The 20598-nt window shown below is 41.7% G+C and carries 21 protein-coding genes; 12 read left to right on the top strand and 9 right to left on the bottom strand.

Annotated features, from left to right (window positions below; translation table 11 throughout):
- Positions 1-45: 45 nt before the first annotated feature.
- The 3 genes from GARC_RS04605 to GARC_RS04595 all read right to left on the bottom strand — a co-directional run bounded on the left by GARC_RS04605 (position 46) and on the right by GARC_RS04595 (position 4478).
- A complete protein-coding gene (locus tag GARC_RS04605) occupies positions 46-2370 on the bottom strand; it encodes a Tex family protein (protein WP_007617251.1) in 2325 nt (774 codons plus the stop codon).
- A gap of 100 nt (positions 2371-2470) precedes the next feature.
- Positions 2471-2962: a transcription elongation factor GreB gene (gene greB, locus GARC_RS04600; protein ID WP_007617250.1), complete on the bottom strand. Its 492-nt coding sequence runs from the start codon at positions 2960-2962 to the stop codon at positions 2471-2473.
- Positions 2963-3725: 763 nt separating this feature from the next.
- Complete coding sequence (locus GARC_RS04595; protein ID WP_007617249.1) at positions 3726-4478, bottom strand: FKBP-type peptidyl-prolyl cis-trans isomerase; 753 nt, start codon at positions 4476-4478, stop codon at positions 3726-3728.
- Between the two features lie 134 nt (positions 4479-4612).
- Here GARC_RS04595 and GARC_RS04590 point away from each other — a divergent pair, with 134 nt between their 5' ends.
- Together GARC_RS04590 and GARC_RS04585 are read left to right on the top strand one after the other, a co-directional pair.
- The gene (locus GARC_RS04590) at positions 4613-5545 is read left to right on the top strand and encodes a WD40 repeat domain-containing protein (RefSeq protein WP_007617248.1); all 933 of its coding nucleotides are present in this window, start codon (positions 4613-4615) and stop codon (positions 5543-5545) included.
- Positions 5545-5757: a SlyX family protein gene (locus tag GARC_RS04585; RefSeq protein WP_007617247.1), complete on the top strand. Its 213-nt coding sequence runs from the start codon at positions 5545-5547 to the stop codon at positions 5755-5757. The genes GARC_RS04590 and GARC_RS04585 overlap by 1 nt, the downstream gene beginning before the upstream one ends.
- A gap of 42 nt (positions 5758-5799) precedes the next feature.
- On the opposite strand, the gene GARC_RS04580 is transcribed toward GARC_RS04585, so the two are convergent.
- Positions 5800-6006, bottom strand: coding sequence for a YheV family putative zinc ribbon protein (locus GARC_RS04580; RefSeq protein ID WP_039988752.1), 207 nt, complete (start codon positions 6004-6006; stop codon positions 5800-5802).
- A gap of 135 nt (positions 6007-6141) precedes the next feature.
- Here GARC_RS04580 and GARC_RS04575 point away from each other — a divergent pair, with 135 nt between their 5' ends.
- The 9 genes from GARC_RS04575 (at position 6142) to GARC_RS04535 (ending at position 16443) form a co-directional block, all read left to right on the top strand.
- A complete protein-coding gene (locus GARC_RS04575; RefSeq protein ID WP_007617245.1) occupies positions 6142-8064 on the top strand; it encodes an ATP-binding cassette domain-containing protein in 1923 nt (640 codons plus the stop codon).
- A 21-nt stretch (positions 8065-8085) separates the two neighbouring features.
- Positions 8086-8595, top strand: a complete 510-nt coding sequence (locus GARC_RS04570) for a ClbS/DfsB family four-helix bundle protein (RefSeq protein ID WP_007617244.1) — start codon at positions 8086-8088, stop codon at positions 8593-8595.
- Between the two features lie 15 nt (positions 8596-8610).
- On the top strand, positions 8611-8817 hold the full coding sequence (locus GARC_RS04565; RefSeq protein ID WP_007617243.1) for a DUF3565 domain-containing protein: 207 nt from the start codon (positions 8611-8613) through the stop codon (positions 8815-8817).
- Between the two features lie 392 nt (positions 8818-9209).
- Positions 9210-11474: a TonB-dependent receptor gene (locus GARC_RS04560; protein ID WP_007617242.1), complete on the top strand. Its 2265-nt coding sequence runs from the start codon at positions 9210-9212 to the stop codon at positions 11472-11474.
- A 1-nt stretch (position 11475) separates the two neighbouring features.
- On the top strand, positions 11476-12435 hold the full coding sequence (locus GARC_RS04555) for an alpha/beta hydrolase (RefSeq protein WP_007617241.1): 960 nt from the start codon (positions 11476-11478) through the stop codon (positions 12433-12435).
- Between the two features lie 29 nt (positions 12436-12464).
- Positions 12465-13721: an esterase/lipase family protein gene (locus GARC_RS04550; protein WP_007617240.1), complete on the top strand. Its 1257-nt coding sequence runs from the start codon at positions 12465-12467 to the stop codon at positions 13719-13721.
- Positions 13722-13802: 81 nt separating this feature from the next.
- On the top strand, positions 13803-14873 hold the full coding sequence (locus tag GARC_RS04545) for a helix-turn-helix transcriptional regulator (protein ID WP_007617238.1): 1071 nt from the start codon (positions 13803-13805) through the stop codon (positions 14871-14873).
- A 272-nt stretch (positions 14874-15145) separates the two neighbouring features.
- Positions 15146-16201: a hydrolase gene (locus GARC_RS04540; protein WP_007617237.1), complete on the top strand. Its 1056-nt coding sequence runs from the start codon at positions 15146-15148 to the stop codon at positions 16199-16201.
- Entirely contained in the window at positions 16198-16443 is a 246-nt protein-coding gene (locus tag GARC_RS04535; RefSeq protein WP_007617236.1) for a YheU family protein, read from the top strand. Before GARC_RS04540 ends, GARC_RS04535 begins: the two co-directional genes overlap by 4 nt.
- Positions 16444-16463: 20 nt before the next feature.
- Here the strand turns inward: GARC_RS04535 and GARC_RS04530 are convergent, their stop codons facing one another.
- Genes GARC_RS04530 through nudE form a run of 3 tightly spaced genes read right to left on the bottom strand, consistent with a single transcriptional unit; the run spans position 16464 to position 18484 of the window.
- Positions 16464-17045, bottom strand: coding sequence for a YceI family protein (locus GARC_RS04530; protein WP_039988749.1), 582 nt, complete (start codon positions 17043-17045; stop codon positions 16464-16466).
- A 30-nt stretch (positions 17046-17075) separates the two neighbouring features.
- Positions 17076-17921: a 3'(2'),5'-bisphosphate nucleotidase CysQ gene (cysQ, locus tag GARC_RS04525; RefSeq protein WP_007617233.1), complete on the bottom strand. Its 846-nt coding sequence runs from the start codon at positions 17919-17921 to the stop codon at positions 17076-17078.
- Positions 17921-18484, bottom strand: a complete 564-nt coding sequence (gene nudE, locus GARC_RS04520; RefSeq protein ID WP_039988747.1) for an ADP compounds hydrolase NudE — start codon at positions 18482-18484, stop codon at positions 17921-17923. Before nudE ends, cysQ begins: the two co-directional genes overlap by 1 nt.
- Before the next feature lie 165 nt (positions 18485-18649).
- Between nudE and yrfG the strand changes: the two genes are divergently transcribed.
- Positions 18650-19333, top strand: a complete 684-nt coding sequence (yrfG, locus tag GARC_RS04515; RefSeq protein WP_007617230.1) for a GMP/IMP nucleotidase — start codon at positions 18650-18652, stop codon at positions 19331-19333.
- Positions 19334-19377: 44 nt separating this feature from the next.
- Here yrfG and GARC_RS04510 read toward each other — a convergent pair whose 3' ends face one another.
- The gene (locus GARC_RS04510) at positions 19378-20121 is read right to left on the bottom strand and encodes a type II secretion system protein N (protein ID WP_007617228.1); all 744 of its coding nucleotides are present in this window, start codon (positions 20119-20121) and stop codon (positions 19378-19380) included.
- Positions 20118-20597, bottom strand: coding sequence for a type II secretion system protein GspM (gspM, locus tag GARC_RS04505; protein ID WP_007617226.1), 480 nt, complete (start codon positions 20595-20597; stop codon positions 20118-20120). Before gspM ends, GARC_RS04510 begins: the two co-directional genes overlap by 4 nt.
- Between the last annotated feature and the right edge of the window lies 1 nt (position 20598).

Genomic DNA, 20598 nt, shown 5'->3' with positions numbered 1-20598 from the left:
CCCTCAAAAGAGAGCTTGTTGGTTTTTAGGGATTGCTAAAGGTTGTTATTTTTTTGCTTTGGCAAAAGCGTCTGCAAAGGCATTACCCATCATTTGATTCGACTGTTTAGGTTGAGCCTGTTGCTGATTGGTTTTAGCTGGTCTGTTCTGAGGTTTTTTATCTGAGTTATGTTTTTGTGCTGATGGTTTTGCCGTTTGATTAGGCGTATCACCCATTCGCATTGTGAAAGACACGCGTTTTCTTGCAGCATCGACTTCCATTACTTTCACTTTCACAATATCGCCAGTTTTCACAATATCTCTAGGGTCAGAGATAAATTTGTCGGTCATGGCGCTGATATGTACAAGTCCATCTTGATGTACACCTACATCGACAAAAGCGCCAAAGTTAGCAACGTTGCTTACAACACCTTCTAAAATCATACCCACTTTTAGATCTTTTAATGATTGCACATCATCTTTAAAATTAGCCGTTTTAAATTCTGGACGAGGATCTCGACCGGGTTTATCAAGCTCGCTAATAATGTCTGTTACTGTGGGTAAGCCGAATAAATCTGTAACAAAGTCTTCTGGTTTGAGTTTTTTTAGTACTTCGGTATTACCAACTATGTCGTTCATTGCAACAGAGGCATGTTCTACAATCGAATTTACCACTGGGTAGGCTTCTGGATGCACAGCTGAGGCATCAAGGGGATCGTCTCCGCCCATAATTCGCAAAAATCCCGCTGCTTGCTCATAGGCTTTTGGTCCTAGACGTTCAACATCAAGCAGGGTTTTACGGCGCTTAAACGCCCCATGTTGATCACGGTAGCTAACAATATTATTGGCTAAGGTGCGATTCAGACCTGAAACATGACTAAGTAACGCTCCCGATGCCGTGTTGATATCAACACCTACGGCATTTACGCAGTCTTCAATAACTGTTCCGAGTGACTTACCTAAGTTGCTCTGGCTAACATCGTGCTGATATTGGCCAACACCTATGGCTTTGGGTTCAATTTTAACTAACTCCGCCAGTGGATCTTGTAATCGTCTTGCGATGGACACCGCGCCACGTAACGAAACATCCATATCAGGTAGTTCGTTTGAAGCAAGTTCTGACGCTGAATAAACTGAAGCCCCTGCTTCACTGACAATAATCTTGCTCACTGCCAAGTCTGGGTTTGCTTTGATCATTTCTGCCGCTAGTTTATCGGTTTCTCTTGAGCCCGTACCATTACCAATACTGATAAGTTGTACTTTGTGTTGCTTACATAAAGTTGCGAGGGTGCGTAGCGACTTATCCCACAAATTTTGAGGCACATGAGGAAAAATAGTAGAAGTAGCTAATACCTTTCCAGTTGGGTCTACAATAGCTAGTTTCACACCGGTTCGTAGACCTGGATCTAATCCCATTGTAACTTTAGGGCCAGCGGGTGCTGCCATTAACAAATCATTTAGATTTTTGGCAAATACGTTAATCGCGTCTTGTTCAGCTTGTTCACGCACCGCCCCAAATAATTCGTTTTCCATATGTAAGAGTGTTTTGACTCGCCAAGTCCATTGCACCACTGATGACAACCAAGCGTCTGCAGGTCTGTTGGCAAATTTAATATTGAAGTGTTCGGCGATAATTTGTTCACAATATGAGCTTTTATCTCCTTCATCCTTTTCAGGATCGGCATCTAGACTGACTTGCAGAAATTTTTCGTTTCTGCCTCTAAACATTGCCAACGACCTATGTGAAGGGACTTTTTTCAATAGCTCGGTATGTGAAAAGTAATCTTTGTACTTACTTCCTTCTGTTTCTTTGCCAGCTATAACTTGGCTTTTTATGTGGGCATGTTTGTTTAAATGCTGACGAACTTTTTGCAGTAATTGAGCGTCTTCAGCAAAGCGCTCCATCAAAATGTACTTTGCTCCGTCTAAGGCTGATTTAGTGTCTGGTACATCACCGCTTTCTTTTATAAAAGCTTGTGCTTCAGACTCAGGGTCGAGCTGCGGATTGTTAAATAAAGCGTTGGCTAAAGGTTCAAGCCCTAACTCAATGGCAATTTGACCCTTAGTACGGCGTTTAGGTTTAAATGGCAGATATATATCTTCCAACTCAGTTTTATTTTCAGCTTTGAGCAAACTGGTCTTCAATTGAGGCGTCATTTTTTCTTGCTCTTCAATTGACTTAATGATGACTTTTCGCCTGTCTTCAAAATCCCGCAAATAGGTTAAGCGTTGCTCTAATTTTCTTAACTGTATGTCATCTAGACCATTAGTGGCTTCTTTTCTATAACGTGCAATAAATGGAACGGTTGACCCTTCATCCAACAATTTTACCGCAGCTTGTACCTGTTGCGCCTGTACTTGTAATTCTTGCGCAATTTTTTCCACTATCATCATCGAAGACCCTGTATGTCATTCATTTTCATTTAAGCCATTATATAAGGGTGCAAGAGAGAAATTACCAGCGCCATATGAATAAAAGTGGCAATAATCTTCATTCTTTCCCAAAGGCATCTTTGTACTCAATTGAATTTATAAACCATTCTTTAGTGCCACTTGGTGTTTTAACCTTACATACGTCATCAACGCTCTTTTTGATTAGTGCCCTTGCCATAGGGGAATCAATAGATATGAAGTTTCTATCTTCACCGTAAATTTCTTCTGGACCGACGATGCGAAAACACTTAACTTCGCCATCGTCATTTTCAATCTCAACCCAAGCACCAAAAAATACTTTGCCGTCTTGCGCTGGCGAATGGTGAACAACCTGCAACTCTGGGAGCAGTTTCCTTAGAAATCGAACGCGTCTATCTATTTCTCGTAATAATCGTTTATTGTACTGGTAATCTGCGTTCTCAGATCGATCTCCGAGACTCGCAGCCCAGCTAACAATCTTGGTGATCTCTGGACGTTTTTTCATCCACAAATGCTCATGCTCATCGTAGAGCTTTTTGTAGCCTTCAGGTGTTATTAACTTTGTTTTCAATCTTGAATCTAACTCAGTGTGTTGTGCGCTTGGTGATTTAACCGTTTACTAAGAAAGCTAAATCAACAGAATTAACCTCTTCAATAACCTAGCGTATCGGTACCATTTCATTAGTCAGTTATAGACTCTATCTTATCTCTGCTGCTATCTCAGACATATTAACCTAAAAACATGATAAGTATTGATCCACCGCTCGCTAGCAGCAATTGGAAACGCAGTAGACGATGACGTAAAAGTTGCAACATCAAGTTGTCATAAAAACGATTTTGTTAGCGTAATTTATTACAAGAAAAAGTTGAAGTTAGTCGAGTAAAAGCACCGTTATCGACTATGCTTAATATTAATCAAAGTGAAGTAGGTTTTTAATCAGAAAACACTACGAAGCCTCTTACGAGAATCACTTTGAGGAACCTAGCGTTGAAGAGAGTTGCCCTTTTTTCCGCTATTAAAAAGTCAACTGAAATTGAGAGAGCAAGTCATACTACCTTTAAACATGGCAACACTTGATTTGAGGTAAATAACGACATCCAAACATATAAAGTTGAAATAATATTTAGTCGAAAAGACAATAAGTTACAGTTTAAATTACCCGGTTAATTCGGGATAAATAGCCCTTTTGAAGGGCAACAAAGTAAGGGAATAAGGTTCAGCACGGAGAATAGCTGATTATCAAAATGATAAAGCTAAGCCGACCACGGTAACGTGTTCGGCTTTTTATTGGGTGTTAGTAAATAAGGTTTTATTTATTTTAAGTGAACTCAAATTATCTAGTTGCAGGATTACCTGTTTCAACAATTTCAAGTAATTCTACTTCAAATATTAAGGTTGAGTTGCTACTGATTTTTCCAGTCGAGCGGGAACCATATGCTAAGTCTGAAGGTACATAAAACTTGTATTTTGCTCCCACATTCATTAATTGAACTCCCTCAGTCCAACCTTTAATTACTCGGTTTAATGGAAAAGTAGCTGGTTTATTACGTGAGTAGGAAGAATCAAACTCTGTTCCGTCTAACAGGGTGCCAAGGTAGTTTACTGTTACAGTATCGGAAACTTTCGGTTTGCCGCCTTCACCATTTTTAAGTATCTCGTACTGTAAACCAGTATCGGTGACTACAATGCCAGCACGCTTAGCATTATTTGTTAAAAATTCTATACCCTTAGTTTTATTTGCATCACCTACCTGAGTTTTTAATCCGATTTTTTTGTCGCGTACAAGGGATTCAACTGTGCGAGTAATCGCTTGAATTTCCTTATTTTCTAGTTGTGATTGCCCCTGTAATGCTGCAATAAAACCTTTTACTAAGATGTTTTGGTCGTATTCTATGCCCGCTACTTTTTGACTCGCCATTTTGTTTTCTATAATTTGGCCGATGCTAGCGCCCAAAGCATATGATTGTTTTTGTTGTTCTGTATCAAGGACCAATATCTCAACTTTCATAGGATCTACTGGCGGAGGCTGACAAGCATTTAGGCTTAAAACAGAAACAATCAAAATAGCGATTGCGGCCTTTTTCATTATAATTCTCCAACTAGCAGTATATGATTGGTGGGCAAGCGCATATACTAAACGGCATATGCCAAAAGAGAAACCCATTGAACACACCTATTAAAGTCGTCTATTTTGTAATATCGCTAAGTGCCGCAATACTTATGTCCTGCGGCGGTTCAAGTAATGTACCTATTAGTTCATTTCGTCTTGCTGACGGGGGATCTCATGCAGGACACATATCAGCGGACAATACGATTGCAGTTGTTTCTACTATTAACAATGGCATTACCGTTTGGGATTTGACTACTAACGAACAGCGATTTGTGTGGCGACATCAAGATGATGGCAATAACTCAGTGACAAATATTCATATTGCCTTTGATAATTCATATGTTGTGACATCTGATAGAGAAGCATTTGCGTTATGGGATCTAGATATTGGAGAGCCAGAGGGGTTTTGGCGAATAGATGAAACCAGTATTCGAGATATTGCTGTTTCAAACCAAGGTCGAGGTATATTGGTTGGGCGTAGCAGTGGTAAAGTGATGTTTTTTGAGCCTAAGACAGGTAGGCGATTAGAGTTTTTAGGTCACCTAGAAAAAGTGAATAGCGTAGATATTTCACCTAATGGTTTTTATGCATTAACAGGCGGAAACGATTATTTAGCCTATTTATGGGATACCCGTACTGGCCAGGTCATTCACAAATTTGAGCACACTAGTCGAGTTACTAAAGTGTCGTTAGATGATAAAGGACGTTACGCATTTACTGCTGACAGTAAGCGTGATGCAAGGATCTGGGACTTGGTTACAGGAAAGGAAGTTAGTAATTTACAATATATGGCAAGACAACGAATATTTACTACAGCTGTATTTTCTGATGATGGTAAGTACCTACTAACAGGGTCGCCAGCAAGAAGGATTAATCGCTGGGATGTGAAAACGGGCGAAGAGTTAAACGAATGGCGAGTATCCGCCCGTGAAGGCAGCAAACCGGCATCTGCCGTTGTGCATGATGTAGGTTTTTTGAGTGATAACGAAATTATTTCAGAAAGTACCAATGGTTTACTAGAAAAGTGGAAGATTGAAAATTAATGAACACAGTACAAACAGATATTGAAGAATTACAAATGAAGGTAGCCTTTCAAGAGGACACAATCGATAGCCTCAACCAGGCACTAATCCAACAGCAAAAACAAATGGACGATTTACAGTTTCAACTTAAACAACTGGTCTCTAAAATTAGTGCTATCGAACCTAGTAATATGGCATCCGAAAAAGAGGAGATGCCACCTCCGCATTATTAACAGTCTTAAATGATTAGTTGGGATGTTTGTGACATCAAAAAACTACTCAGGTTTAAACACCCCAATTACACTTTCACTAGCGCGAGTAGCTTTAGCTACTTTTTTATCTGCTTGAGATTCTGAATAATGACACTTTACACACTGTAGCTTTTCAACATTATTTTCAAAATATAGCATTATGGTGTCTATTGCGCGGCATTTTGGGCAGGTTGCTCCTGCGACGAATCGTTTTTTTATTTTGTTAACCATGGTTTTAGGGATTTTTTCGGTTGATCATCTTGGTATGATACCCCCTTTCAAATTTGAGTGTTATCTCGTATTAGTTTAAGTACCATTAATAATAAACTAAACGCTTGATATAGCTAAAGTTCATAACAGGCTTTCATGATCCAATTTTCAGATGTTTCCTTAATGCGTGGCAGTAAAGTATTGTTGCGAGATGCTAATGCCACAGTTTATCCAGGCCATAAAGCTGGCCTGATTGGTGCCAACGGTTGTGGTAAGTCGACCTTGTTTGCTTTGATAAAAGGGGAATTGCATACCGAACAAGGGGATTTTAACATTCCTAAAAATTGGCAAATTGTTTCAGTTGCCCAAGAAACACCTGCCGTTGAACGTTCAGCCTTAGATTATGTAATTGACGGTGATAAAGAATACAGAAAACTACAAGCTCAACTGATTTCAGCGGAACAAGCCCACAACGGTGAACAAATCGCCCATGTGCATGGCTTGTTAGAACATGTAGGTGCATATGATATAGATTCCCGTGCTGCAACTATTTTAGCTGGGTTAGGTTTTGCTAACGCCGTAATGAAAAATCCTGTTTCTGCTTTTTCGGGTGGTTGGCGAATGCGTTTGAATTTAGCACAGGCATTACTTTGTCATTCTGATTTATTATTGTTAGATGAACCCACTAACCATCTCGACTTAGATGCGGTGATTTGGTTAGAAAAATGGTTACAGAGATACACCGGCACCTTGATGCTGATTTCTCACGATAAGTCATTCCTAGACAGCACAGTAAATGAAATTATCAGTGTTGAGCAGCAGCAACTGGTCAGTTACACAGGTAACTACGATGCCTACGAAAAACAACGTGCCGAACGTTTACGTTTACAAAGTTTGCAATATTCAAAGCAGCAAGATCAAATTGCTCACTTAGAGTCGTTTATCAATCGATTTGGTGCCAAAGCCAGTAAAGCTAAACAGGCACAAAGCCGCGTTAAACAATTGGCGAAAATGGAAACCTTACTGCCAGTGATGGCCGCCTCTGAGTTTAGCTTCGAGTTTTTTACCCCGCCTAAATTGCCTAATCCTTTGATAAAAATGGAGCAGGTAAAAGTAGGCTATGACGACACTATTATTTTAGAAAAACTCCATTTGAACCTAGTGCCGGGGAGTCGTATTGGTTTATTGGGTAAAAACGGTGCCGGTAAATCTACCTTAATCAAGTTGTTAGCGGGTGAAAAGTCACCCATGGAAGGTTTATACGAAACCTCAGCTGGATTGCGAATAGGTTATTTTGCACAACACCAATTAGAATTTTTACGTGGCGATGATTCTGCCATAGCTCATATGCAAAGGTTAGATAAAAAAGCTACAGAGCAAAGTTTGAGAGATTATTTAGGTGGTTTTGGCTTTCGTGGTGATAATGCTTTAAGTAAGGTAGCCCCCATGTCAGGTGGGGAAAAAGCCCGTTTGGTTTTAGCTTTAACCGTTTATCAAAAGCCAAACTTACTGTTATTAGATGAACCCACCAACCACTTAGATTTAGATATGCGCCATGCACTTAATATTGCACTGCAAGGCTTTGAAGGAGCCATGGTTTTGGTTTCCCATGACAGGTTTTTGCTGACATCGGTTTGTGATGATTTTTATTTAGTGGACGCCAAGCAGGTGCAACCCTTTGATGGCGATTTAGACGACTACAAAGATTGGATCCTTAAAGGCGATAAAAGCGGCGATAAAGGGATTGGCGTAGATAGCGATAAAACTACTGTTAAACCTGATCGTAAAAATACCAAACGTTTAGAAGCAGAATTTAGACAAGCCACTAAATCTCTCAGAAAGTCCATTGAGAAATACGAAAAAACCATGGCGGAAGCTCAATCAAAACTCGAAGCCCTTGAGCAGCAACTTGGCGATACTGAGTTATACAATGCCGAAAACAAGGCTCAACTTAAACAAGTGTTGGCAGAGCAAGCCAGTAATAAATCTAGCCTTGAAGAGGCAGAAATGTATTGGTTAGAAGCGCAGGAAGAGTTAGAAATTAAGCAGCAAGAATTTGATAATATGTTAGCCGAGTAAGATTAATTCGCAGGACTAAAAATGACTTCTATTGCCCTGAATAAATTGCAGTTAATAACAGCAATACAGAGGTCCTTCTCTAAACTTGAGGAGGATTACCTGAGTATTCCAGCAGAGTATTCCCGAATCTGTGAAATAGAGGGCAATGTAAAAAACACCAGCATATGTGACACCTTGGCATATCTTATTGGTTGGGGAGAGTTGGTGCTTAAATGGTATGAGGAAAAGTCAAAAAATAGATATGTAGACTTTCCCGAAACAGGTTTTAAGTGGAATCAGTTAGGGCAATTAGCACAACATTTTCAATACCAGCATCGCGAAATTAACTTTACTGACTTACTGTCGATGTGGATAAAAGTCACCTCAAATATTTTGACCTTAATTGGCAAGCTTGATGATCAAGAGTTGTATGGAAAACCTTGGTATGACAAGTGGACGTTAGGTCGTATGATCCAGTTTAATACCTCTTCCCCCATGAAAAATGTTAGAGCCAAAGTCAGACGTTTTAAACGCTCACACAACTTAAAATGAGTTATTTTTAAAGAAATGTATAGCCCCATTGCTGGTTACCACAAAGATGAAGAAAATGACTGGGTAGCTGAACTAGCGTGCGGTCATTTTCAGCACGTCAGGCATAATCCACCTTGGGTGAGCCGCCCTTGGGTTATCACTGCTGATGGCCGAAAATCTATGCTCGGTCATAAACTATCATGCAAAAAGTGTAATTTAGGAGCGCCTGCGGACATCATTTAGTTTCACAATAGCGGCTTTGTGCCCAGTGTAAAGATAAGTGAGTAAACAAGGTTAAGTCGCATGTTTCTCCGCTATGTAATACTGTTATTGGATAAGCCCATGTGAAATATTTCTGCTTTAGTCTAACGCTTTTTGTTCTTTTATAATCTTTTCTCTCCTTTCTTATTGCCTTCTGTAGTAGCAGGTTGTTGTCTTTTTTGAGTTGTGTCGCGTCGCTAAAGGGAATCTATACCTCCGAGTTCCAAACCAATCAAGATGCCCCTTATTGTGAAATAGCTAAATGTTGAGCGCAATTGTCCGGTTAACTTGAAGGTTTTTGTCCTTGCTGGTCAAAGTATCCCACGTATCATCTGCATCATAAAATTAACAGTTTGTTTACAATAAGGTGAAATATGCTCGAATTTATGATCTCGACCAGTCCAAGACACAAGTTTAGACTCCATCCACTATGCAGTGCTTTGTTAGTAGCTCTTGCTTTGCCTGTTTATGCACAAGACAGCGACAACACAAAGGTAGAGCCAGAGCGTGGCATTGAATTGATCACAGTGACTGCCACCCGACAGGTCGAAAATCTGCAAGACGTTCCTATTGCCATCACGGCTCTTTCCGCAAATGAGTTAGAAAAGATGCAAATTCAGGATTTGGGCGATCTGGAGTCTAAGGTGCCTAATCTTAACCTTCATGTAGGAGATGCCTCCAACGCGGTAGTCTATATTCGCGGAGTGGGTCAGATAGATTCCATTTCTTTCAATGATCCTGGAGTTGGCGTTTATCTGGATGATATCTATATGGGGCGGGTTCAAGGCGCCTTCCTCGATGTGGTGGATCCCCAGCAAATTGAAGTATTGCGTGGCCCCCAAGGCACCCTCTATGGCCGCAACACTATCGGAGGTGCGATTAAATTTACCAGTGCTAAACCTACAGAGGATACGGAGGCTTATCTGGGTCTTAATCTTGGCAATTATAAACAATTGGGCCTTAAAGGCAGCATAAGCGGTAGCTTGATAGGTGATAGGCTGATGGGGCGATTTTCGATGGCTAGTAAAAAACGGCATGGTTATAGTAATAACCTCGCTGATGGCAGCGATGACAATGATAAGGATACCCTAGCCTGGCGTGGAAGCCTGATGTACCAACCCACTGATGCTATTTCAGCTTATTTAGTAGTAGATGGCTCTGACAGCAGCCCCAATCATTCACGCACGCCTCATAGGGAAACCCCTATCTATTCGCTGGCAGCTGGTGGTTTCCTACCTGCTGGGGATGACCCTTTTGAAGTTGATGTTACCTATAACGATTTGGAAAAGTTGAAAACTAAAGGAGCGGCACTGACTCTAGAGTACAGTTTGGATAACACTACTTTTAAGTCTATCAGTGCCTATCGTGAAATGGATTACCGAACCCACTTGGATCTTGATGGCACTACAGATGAGACCTTTGGTATTTATAATTTCGAAGATCAGGATCAGTTTAGCCAGGAATTACAATGGCTTTACCGTACAGACTCGCTTTCACTGGTTTCCGGTCTCTATTATTTTAAGGAAAACGATTTGACTCTAGGCGGCGCAATAGCAACGGATTTCTTTGTCCCTCTTGGCGATGGGGTTTACCTTCCGTTTCCGATAATCAATGCCGGAAAGCGGAACCAAACCAATACTAGCAGCGCTATATACAGCAATATCAATGTTGATATAACCGAGCGTTTAAGTCTCACTCTTGGGGCTCGCTACACTACGGAAAAAAAATCAGTTAGTAACGAGGGGGAAGAGTTTTTTGGAACAGGTATCACAACCGCAGAGCAGATGGAGAAAGCGTTTGGTACAGGTGTGGGATACGGGCAAACCGGTTATGAGGCAGAGCAAGATTGGAACTCCTTCTCACCCAAAGTCGTTTTGGATTTTAAGGCCTCTAAGAAAACGCTAGTGTATGGCAGCGCCAGTCGGGGTTTCAAAAGTGGCGGTTTTAACGGCCGACTCACATCCCAGGTCCAGCCATTCGATCCTGAAACCATGTGGAGTTATGAACTGGGATCTAAGTCATTGTTGAACGACGATAACATTCGTCTGAACATGGCGGCATTTTACAACGATTATAAAAACTTCCAGCTTAGTCGTTTTTCTATTGATCCGGACTCCGGCGCTTTCTTGTCCCTGTTTGATAATGCTGGGAAAGCAAGTATCTACGGCATTGAGATGGAATTCAGCAGCATGCTGACCGACGATCTTACCCTCAATATTAATGCCGGTTATCTGGGGGGGGGCTATGACAACTTGATGGGTGACTTCGGTGAAGAAGTCAGTGACAAACGAGAGCTGGTCAATGCTCCGAAATGGAATGGTCGACTCGCTTTAGAATACTGGTTTGACATAGGCGCTAAAGGTTCCTTATGGGGCAGTCTGTCATCCAGTTATCGTAGTAAAACTTATCTGACAGTTAGCAGCAGTGAAGTGTTGGCTCAAGATGCCTATTCACTTTTGGATTTATCGATTCGATACCGCTCTACCGATGAACGCTGGCAAGTCATGCTGTATGCCAAAAACTTGACCGACAAGCACTATCGGCAGCATGGTTTCGATCTCAGTGCCTCACCCGGAGTACAGCTGGGTTATTACGGCGCACCACGCACTTTTGGTATCGATATAAAATATGGATTTTAGTATGAGACTTGATAATGAAACCGCAGCCCTTCTGGAACAATTTAATCAGCAGGTGCCGGATCTCCATAACCAACAAGTTTCGATAGAAACCTCTCGGGAGGGGGCCCAAGCTATGTTTATCGGCTTGCAAGGTCCCTTGCCAACAGAGTGCCGGATCAGTGAGCTAAACATACCTAGTGATGCAGGTGATATCCCCGCTCGCCTTTACCTACCTGCTGTTGAGACAGACACCCCATTACCTGTCGTTATGTTCCTGCACGGCGGCGGCTGGTCTTTGGGTAATTTGGACTGTTATCAGGCCTTGGTCGCCAGTCTTTGTGAATTGAGTGGTATGGCATTTATAAGTCTAGAGTACCGACTGGCTCCGGAACACAAATATCCCGCTGGGCTAAACGATGCCTGCTCAGGATTAAGTTGGCTTTTTCAACATGCTCAGTCGCTGAATTTAGACTCAAACCACATAGTACTAATGGGGGATAGCGCTGGCGCTAATCTTGCCTTATCTACCAGTTATCAGATGAATGGCATAAACGGCATACAGCTAAAAGGGCTGTATTTAATTTATCCTGTGCTGGACGTGTATAGCCCCCATCGGACTTACCCCTCGAGGGAGCAGTATGGGAATGGGGATTATTTACTCAGCAGAGACGCAATCGATGACACTCGTGCCTTTTATCTTGATGAAAACGGTCGAGCTGATGATCCTTTGGTCTCTCCTATGTTTCTGCCTGATTTACAGCGTTTACCAGCGACTTCCATCCTAGTCGCGGGTTTTGATCCGTTGAACGATGAAGGTCGACAATTTGCAGATAAACTACAAAAATACGGAAAATTGAAACACTTTGATAACTTTGACAGCACCATCCATGCGTTTTTGTCCTTTGGCGACTTACCTGTGGCTCAGCAAGCTAGACAAAGTCTAGCTGAACAGCTCAAAGCAGATTTGTTACCTAACAAATAAAATAATCAGACTCAGAGGAGAGCATTGTTATGATAAAGATGAAAAATATTCAGTACAAAGGTACTCGCAGGCTTCAACAATTCGGTCTGGCGGCTCTGTTGACGGTTATTGCTAGCTTAGTTAACGCAGCCAGTCCTGTTCTGGAAGCCAGTTTTAGCAGTGGCATCAACAATGGCTGGGCCAAAGTTGAACGGTGGCGTGATACCAGTGGTAATTTGGTGCAGGAGAGCTTCCCCTCAGATGGTCGCGGTAATCAAACTGGTCAACGAGCCACTTTTTTTGCCGATCCAACACCCTCTTCGGCCAAGTTTCTGCTTTACTACGGGCCGAATTGGAATAGCAACAATAAAACGACGCCTGTGTTATTGATCCACGGTGCCAATCAGGACGCCGATCAAGCATGGGCAAATCCCAATGAGGCTGGTGACTACGGATGTGGGAGGCAGACTTGTCCGAACACAGGCTTGATGCAGGCTCTAGCAACAGATAACTTTAAGGTGTTTGCCCTGTCCTTGGCCCATAAAAACGGCGACGGGTATTTCTGGTCAGAACAGATTGCCAATGCTATCAGCGTGATCAAAACTCGAACCGGCGCACAGAGTGTGGATTTGGTCACTTGGTCCAAAAGTGCCTTTAATGCCCGAATGTATATTTCATCCGTGACTCAATCATGGGGAACTGTCTATCAGGATGATGTGAGAAGAATGATAATGCTGGGAGGTCCGAATAATGGTATCGACTGGTCCTTTCGACACGGTTGGACCCAAACTTTTGGTGTATATCCTGGTTGCGGCGGTGTAATCAACGGACCAACTGCCCATGACGCCATTCTCTGCTTCGGCGTTTGGCAATATGGTTCTGAATGGAGTTATGCCTCAAGCCATTTTACTGGTGCCGCACAAATGCTGAAAAAATGGGATAGTACCTATTCACTATCGGTAGGTGAACAGGATTGGCATACGACTTATTATGGCGGCTGGGGCTATTATACCCACGCTCAGGGTATCGATGCGTTTATGCCTGAATCAATAGTGGATGCGGTTAGGGCTGCTGGTACTGATCCTACTGTTCGAGTTCACAATCTTTGTGGTAATCAATCTGATATCGCGCTGATCCATAATGAACATACCGGCCCTTCAGATGGTGTTGTATTTATAGCGAGTTGTAGTGATACCACAGGCATCAATAACAACGGTGGTACTGCCGTGCTTGCCACTAACCATTTGGAGCTAGGTTGGCAGCAAAACGGCGTTAATCAGATTAAAAACTGGCTTAATGCCAACTGATTATTAGCGAGGATAAATCCAAGAGGCGAGAGTAGGAAACGTCTCTTAGTACTTTAGTTAGATTGATTTGCGGGACGCTTTATGCTTTATTGCCTTGACTCCTTTTCTATCGGACAAAGTAAACTGGTGCCTGATTCATTCTTTTTGTCACACCAGCCTCCTCAGGCAATCCATGATCATGGTCTGGCGATGTTGACTTCCATTCTGGCCGCTGCTGGGTTGTCATTGCCAGTTGTGCTGGCTGATTTAGGCCTGAAAGATAACGGCCGGCTCAGCATAGTGGACTTTTTAAGAATACTAGAGTCTTTCTCCGTCGAACTGCGTGACGAGTCTCTGCATATGTCCAAGCGGCCTCTGCTGCCGGGGACTAACGATCATGTATTGGCTAATTTGAGTCGTAGTGATACTTTGTTAGACGCCCTGCAACAACTGGCGAGTTCTTATAACTTTATTCATGGCGGCGCCTACAACAGGGTGGAAGTGAAAGACCGTGAAGTGATATACGTCATCGATGACCGTGACTTCCCCTACCTAGATGACAGCAGCAGTGAACATATTCGATTCAATCTAGAATGCGTATTATTATATGTGCATGGTGTGATCTGTAGCCTTTCTCATCCGAGGCAAGTGGATTTGAAAAAGCTGCAAAGCCGAGCTTCGAGCCAGAAATACTCTTTGTTTTTGGCTGCATTTCCCAACCTGCCCATCCGTTACAACGCCTCTTGCTACGCTCTGCATTATCCAGTCGAACTGGCCAAAGTAAAACTACGCAGAGAGCAACATATTCACCTTACGTCAGCCCGAGTTTACAGCGAATTAAAACAATATTTGCTAGTTGAGCCTGACAGCCATGAAAATTTTTTGAACAAAGTGAGAACGGCATTAAAAGCTGGCTTGTACAGCCAAGAGGCGGTTGCGGATCGTCTAGGGTGCAGTGTTGCGACATTGCGCCGCAAGTTGGCTGACTGCAACAGCAGTTTTAGAAAAGCTCGAGAGAGAGTCTTGAATCAAGAAGCGAAAATGTTGCTGTCGCAACATATGAATCTGGATGATATTGCCCATAAACTGGGTTTTTCCGATGCTAGAAGTTTCAATCGCGCTTTTAAGGCTTGGAATGGCATGACGCCCAGAGATTTCGTCGACAACCATTAACCCAGTTAAAGTGACTGAGATTATACCCCTCAAGTTATTAACCTTAACAACTAATAAGATTTTAGAAGCGCGTGCAGTTAACCGCCATTAAGGGGAAAAGTTAGGCCAGCCTAGAATACACAGTGAAGCTATCATTTAATTCAAGCTTGCGCAGCCAGAGTGTCTGCTATTGACACTTCTGATTTTTATTGATGATTGAATCAAAAGAGATTTTTATGTTTTCCAGTAATTGATGTACCCTATCCTAATAATAATTCACGTTTTAGTTGTAGATGTATTCCAAGCCCCAATCCAATCAAAATGTCCGTTATGGTGAAGTAATCACAAGTGACTTTGTGCCACCCTGGTGGGCTAAAAATAGACATGTACAAACTATCTTCCCACGTTTTATTCAAAAACGCGCCAAGCTTGATTACCGCAAAGAAAAGTTAGCTTTGCCAGATGGCGACTTCGTTAATTTAGTTTGGGCTGGTGATGTACAAAAATCATCGGGCTTAATTGCTATGTTCCATGGATTAGAGGGCTCAATTCGTTCCCATTATACCAATGACATGGCGGCGAACTTTGTAAAGCAAGGTTATGCAGTGGTGTTGATGCATTTTCGTGGTTGTGGTGGTGAACATAATGCTACACCTAGAGCTTATCACTCAGGTGAAACCGAGGATGCGTGGTATTTTTTGAACTGGCTTGAACAGAAATTTCCTGAAACACGCAAAGCGGCTATGGGATTTTCTCTTGGGGCTAACATGTTGCTCAAACTTTTGAGTGAACAGCCCAAGCAACGGATCATAAAAGCGGCGATGGCAGTTTCTACACCGTTCAATTTAGAGATCTGTGCGAATAGTATTAACCTAGGGTTTTCGAGGGTTTACCAAGCCTATTTACTGAAAAGCATGGTTAACAACCTGTTGATTAAAATGCGTAAAATAGATTATGGGAAGTTACTTAAAGTGACAGAATTACAGATTAAGCAATTTAAAAATTTTCGTGATTTTGATGAGCATATTACTGCCCCTTTACACGGTTTTTTGAATGCTGACGATTATTATCAAAAATGTAGTTCAGGAAGTTTTCTTAAAACTATCGCTACACCTACCTTAGTGGTGCATGCCAAAGATGATCCTTTTATGCATGAGAGTATAGTGCCTGATGTTAATGCTTTATCGCCAAATGTGTGCCTGGAAGTGAGTCAAAACGGAGGGCACGTGGGCTTTATGCAAGGTACACCATGGCGACCTGAAATTTGGATGCAGCAAAGAGCAAATACTTTCTTTAAGCCTTTTATTACAAACCAGGCCACATATTTATCTAGCGGTAACGCGTTATGATCATACCTATCGCTGACTTAAGCGAAGAAACTTTACTAAATATTATTGAAGGCTTTGTATTACGTGAGGGCACCGAATATGGTGAAGCTGATGTGTCACTGCAAGACAAAGTACAGCAAGTGCTGGCACAGTTGAAGTTAGGTGATGTACTTTTAGTCTATTCTGAATTACATGAAACAGTAAACATCATCCCCAAGCAGCAGCTAGGGGAATTTGAATTGTCAGAGACTGAGCAGCAATAGAATTGCTTAGTGCGTTGGATTTAGTGGGCTACAAATACTAAGTTAAAGTTGACTGGCACTGTTAGGCCAATGCCATCTAGTCCCGCCAGTTTTTGCAATATTTCAATCCCCGAGGTTAAACCAAAATCATCAGCTGATATTAAGATTGGTCGAGTGCTGGTAGCCACTATACCGTTATCAGCTTTTCGCGTGACCTGTACAGTTACCTGAATCGTTTTAGCGATCCCCATAAGGCTCAGTTCTGCAGGAATTGTCACAAATATTGAGCTGCCTTTTGCAAGAGATAATACGCTGTCAGGCAATTGAGCTGTTAGCTTGGCAGAAGGTAACTTATCCACCAAAAACAATTTTTCGCGCATACGGGAGTCGCGGATTTCGATACCGGAGTCGATACTAGCTAAGTCAATTTCAACCTGCAATTTGCCTTCAGGACTAAATTCAGCTGTTAATTTTTTAAACTGTTGGATCTCACTGATATTTTGATTTTTAGTTGATACAAAACTCAGGCTGGATTTTCCCTCAACTAACATCCAGTGGGCGTTAGCAGAAAAACAGCATAAAGAAAAACTGATTAAAATAGTGCTTAGTAAAAAAGATCTCATAGTTAACTCAATTAGGTAAATGTATTGGTGTTAGGCGGATTGATTGTTGTTGCCAAATTCGCATTTGACTATATTTTGCCAGTCAACGTTTTGGTCGCCTGTAATAAAAAAATCAGGGTTAATAACACTGGTACGTAGATTGTAACTTAACGGGGCAAAATTGTGTGCCAATATTTTCCCTCCAGCTTCGACTACTATACATTGAGATGCACCTGTATCCCACTCTCCAGTTACACCAAAACGTAAAAATACATCAGCTTTGCCTTCAGCAATTAAGCAGGCTTTGAGTGAGCAACTGCCCGTGGGTAAGGTCTGATAAACACGGTCTTTAGTTAAGCTAGAAATGACTTTTTCGCGAGCTTGTCTGCGGCTAATGGCTATAATTAGTGGATCTTCGTTAGGGGCTTTTAAACTACGTACATAAATTTGTTTACTCTCTATTGGGCATTCTTTAAATGCGCCGTGACCTTTCAACGCCGAATACAACGTTCCTCCTGTGGGCCAGTAAATTACGCCCATAATAGGTACATTATTTTCTATCAAGGCAATGTTTATTGCAAAATCACCACTGCGGGCTATAAATTCTTGAGTGCCATCTATTGGGTCGATAAGCCAATATCGTGTCCAAGTTTTACGTACTGCTAATGCGCCAAGTTCGGTTTCTTCAGACATAATGGGAATGTCTGGTGTTGCCTTTTGCAACATTTGCATAATGATTTCGTTGGCTTTGTAGTCAGCAGTGGTGACCGGGGAGTCGTCCTCTTTTTGAAAACTGGTAAAATCACCACTATCGTATATTTCTAATACTACCTTGCCTGCCTTTATCGCGGTTTTTTTAGCTATATCTAAAAGCTGTTGTGCGTTTTCTGTTGGCATTAGCGTTTCCTCCACCATTTTTCCGCAAGTAACAAAGCAACAATGCATCTTGCTTCTACAAAATCATCTCTGGCTAATAAGGTATCAATATCATGAATAGACCATTTAACCACTTCTAAGGGTTCAGGCTCATCACCGGGTAGTACTTTAGGATATAAATTTTCAGCGATAAAAATGGTCATCTTAGCATCAAAAAAAGCAGGAGCCATACTTACGATATGCAGTGGGTGTAACACTTCAGTACCAAAACCTATTTCTTCTTTTAACTCTCTATTGGCGGCGACTTCTGGCGATTCACCAGGGTCAATTAAACCTTTTGGAAAGCCTAATTCGTAGCTATGAGTGCCTGCGGCATATTCCCTAACCAACAAAAACTCATCATCATTAATAAAAGGAACCACCATAACGGCGCCCCTGCCACTGCCAGCCATACGCTCAAAAACGCGAGTTTCGCCGTTGGAAAATTCTAAATCGACTTGTTCGATTTTGAACAAGCCGCTTTTGGCAACCACCTTGCGTCCGTGAATTTGTGGGAGTGATTTTTTATTGTTTGTGTTGCTCATGAATTTTTCACGTTAATATAGTCGCCGATCTCGTCTGTTCAAAGGTCAATTGAACTTTAAATAGATGAATTAAAGGGGCTGTTGACCTTTCATATGTCATCGATATATGAAAGGTCAACAGCCCCGAGTGTTTTAAATATACCTGTTAAATAGAGGACATGCTACTTGTCAAAGCTTGCTTGGAAAGATATTCATACCGTGTTGTTAGATATGGACGGCACCTTACTCGATCTTCACTTCGATAATCACTTTTGGTTAGAACACTTACCTAAAAAGTTAGCTGAAAAAAATGCTATTGCACTGCAAGCTGCCAAAGATATGATGGCGCTTGAGTATGAGCAAGTGATGGGCACGCTGAGCTGGTATTGTTTGGATTTTTGGACTGATAAGCTGGATATAGATATTGTTGAGGCTAAACGTGAAATAGAGCACCTGATCAGTATGCGAGATGATAGTTTGCCTTTTATTGATGCCTTAAAAGCCTCTGGGCGTGAGGTGATCTTAGTTACCAACGCTCATCCTGATAGCTTATCGTTAAAAGTTGAGCATACCCAGTTAGATCAACATATAGATCAATTGATATCTACTCACGAATTTGCTGTGACCAAAGAGTCGCAGGTCTTATGGCAAAAACTTCAAGAAAAACTTAGTTTTAATCCGCAGCACACCTTATTTGTAGACGACAGTCTAGGAATTTTAAAGGCTGCCCAAGACTTTGGCATTAAACATTTGTTAGCAGTGAGCAATCCAGATAGTCAGCAACCCTCAAGAGACATCTCTGAATTTCCTTCAATACAGGATTATCGTTATCTATTAGATGATATTGAGGCTAATCCGTTTATTGGCTGAGTTGTTATTAAGACCAGCCCGTCAAACACTGTAAACAGTGCTTATTAAAACTTAATTGGATAATATCCATCAGCATCGGCTTTACCAAAAAATTGCGCTGCTTGGTGCACTTCTTTAGGTAAGTTGGCATCTGGTTTGAAGCGTCCTAAAATTTTGAATTTCATATCTGCTGGAATTGTGGCTTTTGCCGTTAAGCCAAAACGGTTAGGTTGTTTGACATCCAACACAACACTGCCATTTTCGCAGCTTAAGTCGGCATTAAAGTTGCCTAGGTCTATCACTCCTGTTGTGCCAGTAAAGTTAGCATTAAGCCATTGGCCTTTTCCTGTGAATTTTTGACAGCCGTTTTTATAATCAACTTCATCGAGTTGTACTTTAAAACGCCCGTCAGCTTGAACTGGAATAGGTAAAGGTAACAAACTGATCACCAGCCCAGTCGGCATGTAAGCCAATAAATTCTCTACTTTGAGGTGCTGTCCTGCGACGTTAACATGTCCATTTGCTGATATTTGGTCGACATCGCGTATATCACCTGCTTTTATCTCTGCACTTATTTCGCCAAGTATTAAAGGTAAAAAGGACAGAGTCCAGTCGACATTAGAGACAGGCAATCCGTTTATTTGAGCTCGTTGTAAATGCCCGTGCCAAATGGTACCTGATATGCCACTCACACTAACCTCTTTGGGCAGCGGAATTTTTGTTAAAACATGAACTGCAGGTAATTTAACAATTAAAAATACCAAATAAACCACAAGGCATAAGCTGCCCCATTTCAAAACTGACTTCATGATTTCCCTAATTTTAAACGACGAATTTTAACTTGCCCAGGCAAATCAGACTCTGCGATATCAATGTCTAATATACTCACACCGGTTTTTTCAAGTGACTGTAACCAACTTAGTAAGTCGTTAAAGGGGGCTTGGTCTATCCATACTTGTATTTCGTCACCTTGAGGTTGCACCCGAGAAATGGCAATTTTCATTCGAGTAGCGGATTGGTTCACCGCTTGAAGTAATGATCCTGAAAAAGAGGCATTTTTACCGCCACTACTACGTAGTTGAATCGCTTTGTTGGCGTTTTTTTGTACCCAATCAAGTAATTCTGTTTGGTTCTTGACTGCGACTTGTCCGCGCTCTAGTGACGTATTGAGTGGCGACCAAATACCCCAATAAAATATGGCTATTAATACTAATATCGCTGAAATAATCACTAAGCGTTGTTCACGTCCACTTAGTTGTAAGTACATACTTTTGAGCTTGTCCAAA

Origin of the sequence: Paraglaciecola arctica BSs20135, assembly GCF_000314995.1 — a bacterium.
Lineage (GTDB): Bacteria > Pseudomonadota > Gammaproteobacteria > Enterobacterales > Alteromonadaceae > Paraglaciecola > Paraglaciecola arctica.
Note: the sequence above shows the minus strand (reverse complement) of the source record. Positions and strands in the feature narration are given on the sequence as shown.

Coding starts and splice junctions, on each gene's coding strand:
- GARC_RS04605 (WP_007617251.1), bottom strand. CDS start 2,370: ATGATAGTGGAAAAAATTGCGCAAGAATTACAAGTACAGGCGCAACAG.
- GARC_RS04595 (WP_007617249.1), bottom strand. CDS start 4,478: ATGAAAAAGGCCGCAATCGCTATTTTGATTGTTTCTGTTTTAAGCCTA.
- GARC_RS04590 (WP_007617248.1), top strand. CDS start 4,613: ATGTCCTGCGGCGGTTCAAGTAATGTACCTATTAGTTCATTTCGTCTT.
- GARC_RS04585 (WP_007617247.1), top strand. CDS start 5,545: ATGAACACAGTACAAACAGATATTGAAGAATTACAAATGAAGGTAGCC.
- GARC_RS04580 (WP_039988752.1), bottom strand. CDS start 6,006: ATGGTTAACAAAATAAAAAAACGATTCGTCGCAGGAGCAACCTGCCCA.
- GARC_RS04575 (WP_007617245.1), top strand. CDS start 6,142: ATGATCCAATTTTCAGATGTTTCCTTAATGCGTGGCAGTAAAGTATTG.
- GARC_RS04570 (WP_007617244.1), top strand. CDS start 8,086: ATGACTTCTATTGCCCTGAATAAATTGCAGTTAATAACAGCAATACAG.
- GARC_RS04565 (WP_007617243.1), top strand. CDS start 8,611: ATGTATAGCCCCATTGCTGGTTACCACAAAGATGAAGAAAATGACTGG.
- GARC_RS04560 (WP_007617242.1), top strand. CDS start 9,210: ATGCTCGAATTTATGATCTCGACCAGTCCAAGACACAAGTTTAGACTC.
- GARC_RS04555 (WP_007617241.1), top strand. CDS start 11,476: ATGAGACTTGATAATGAAACCGCAGCCCTTCTGGAACAATTTAATCAG.
- GARC_RS04550 (WP_007617240.1), top strand. CDS start 12,465: ATGATAAAGATGAAAAATATTCAGTACAAAGGTACTCGCAGGCTTCAA.
- GARC_RS04545 (WP_007617238.1), top strand. CDS start 13,803: ATGCTTTATTGCCTTGACTCCTTTTCTATCGGACAAAGTAAACTGGTG.
- GARC_RS04540 (WP_007617237.1), top strand. CDS start 15,146: ATGTATTCCAAGCCCCAATCCAATCAAAATGTCCGTTATGGTGAAGTA.
- GARC_RS04535 (WP_007617236.1), top strand. CDS start 16,198: ATGATCATACCTATCGCTGACTTAAGCGAAGAAACTTTACTAAATATT.
- GARC_RS04530 (WP_039988749.1), bottom strand. CDS start 17,045: ATGAGATCTTTTTTACTAAGCACTATTTTAATCAGTTTTTCTTTATGC.
- cysQ (WP_007617233.1), bottom strand. CDS start 17,921: ATGCCAACAGAAAACGCACAACAGCTTTTAGATATAGCTAAAAAAACC.
- nudE (WP_039988747.1), bottom strand. CDS start 18,484: ATGAGCAACACAAACAATAAAAAATCACTCCCACAAATTCACGGACGC.
- GARC_RS04510 (WP_007617228.1), bottom strand. CDS start 20,121: ATGAAGTCAGTTTTGAAATGGGGCAGCTTATGCCTTGTGGTTTATTTG.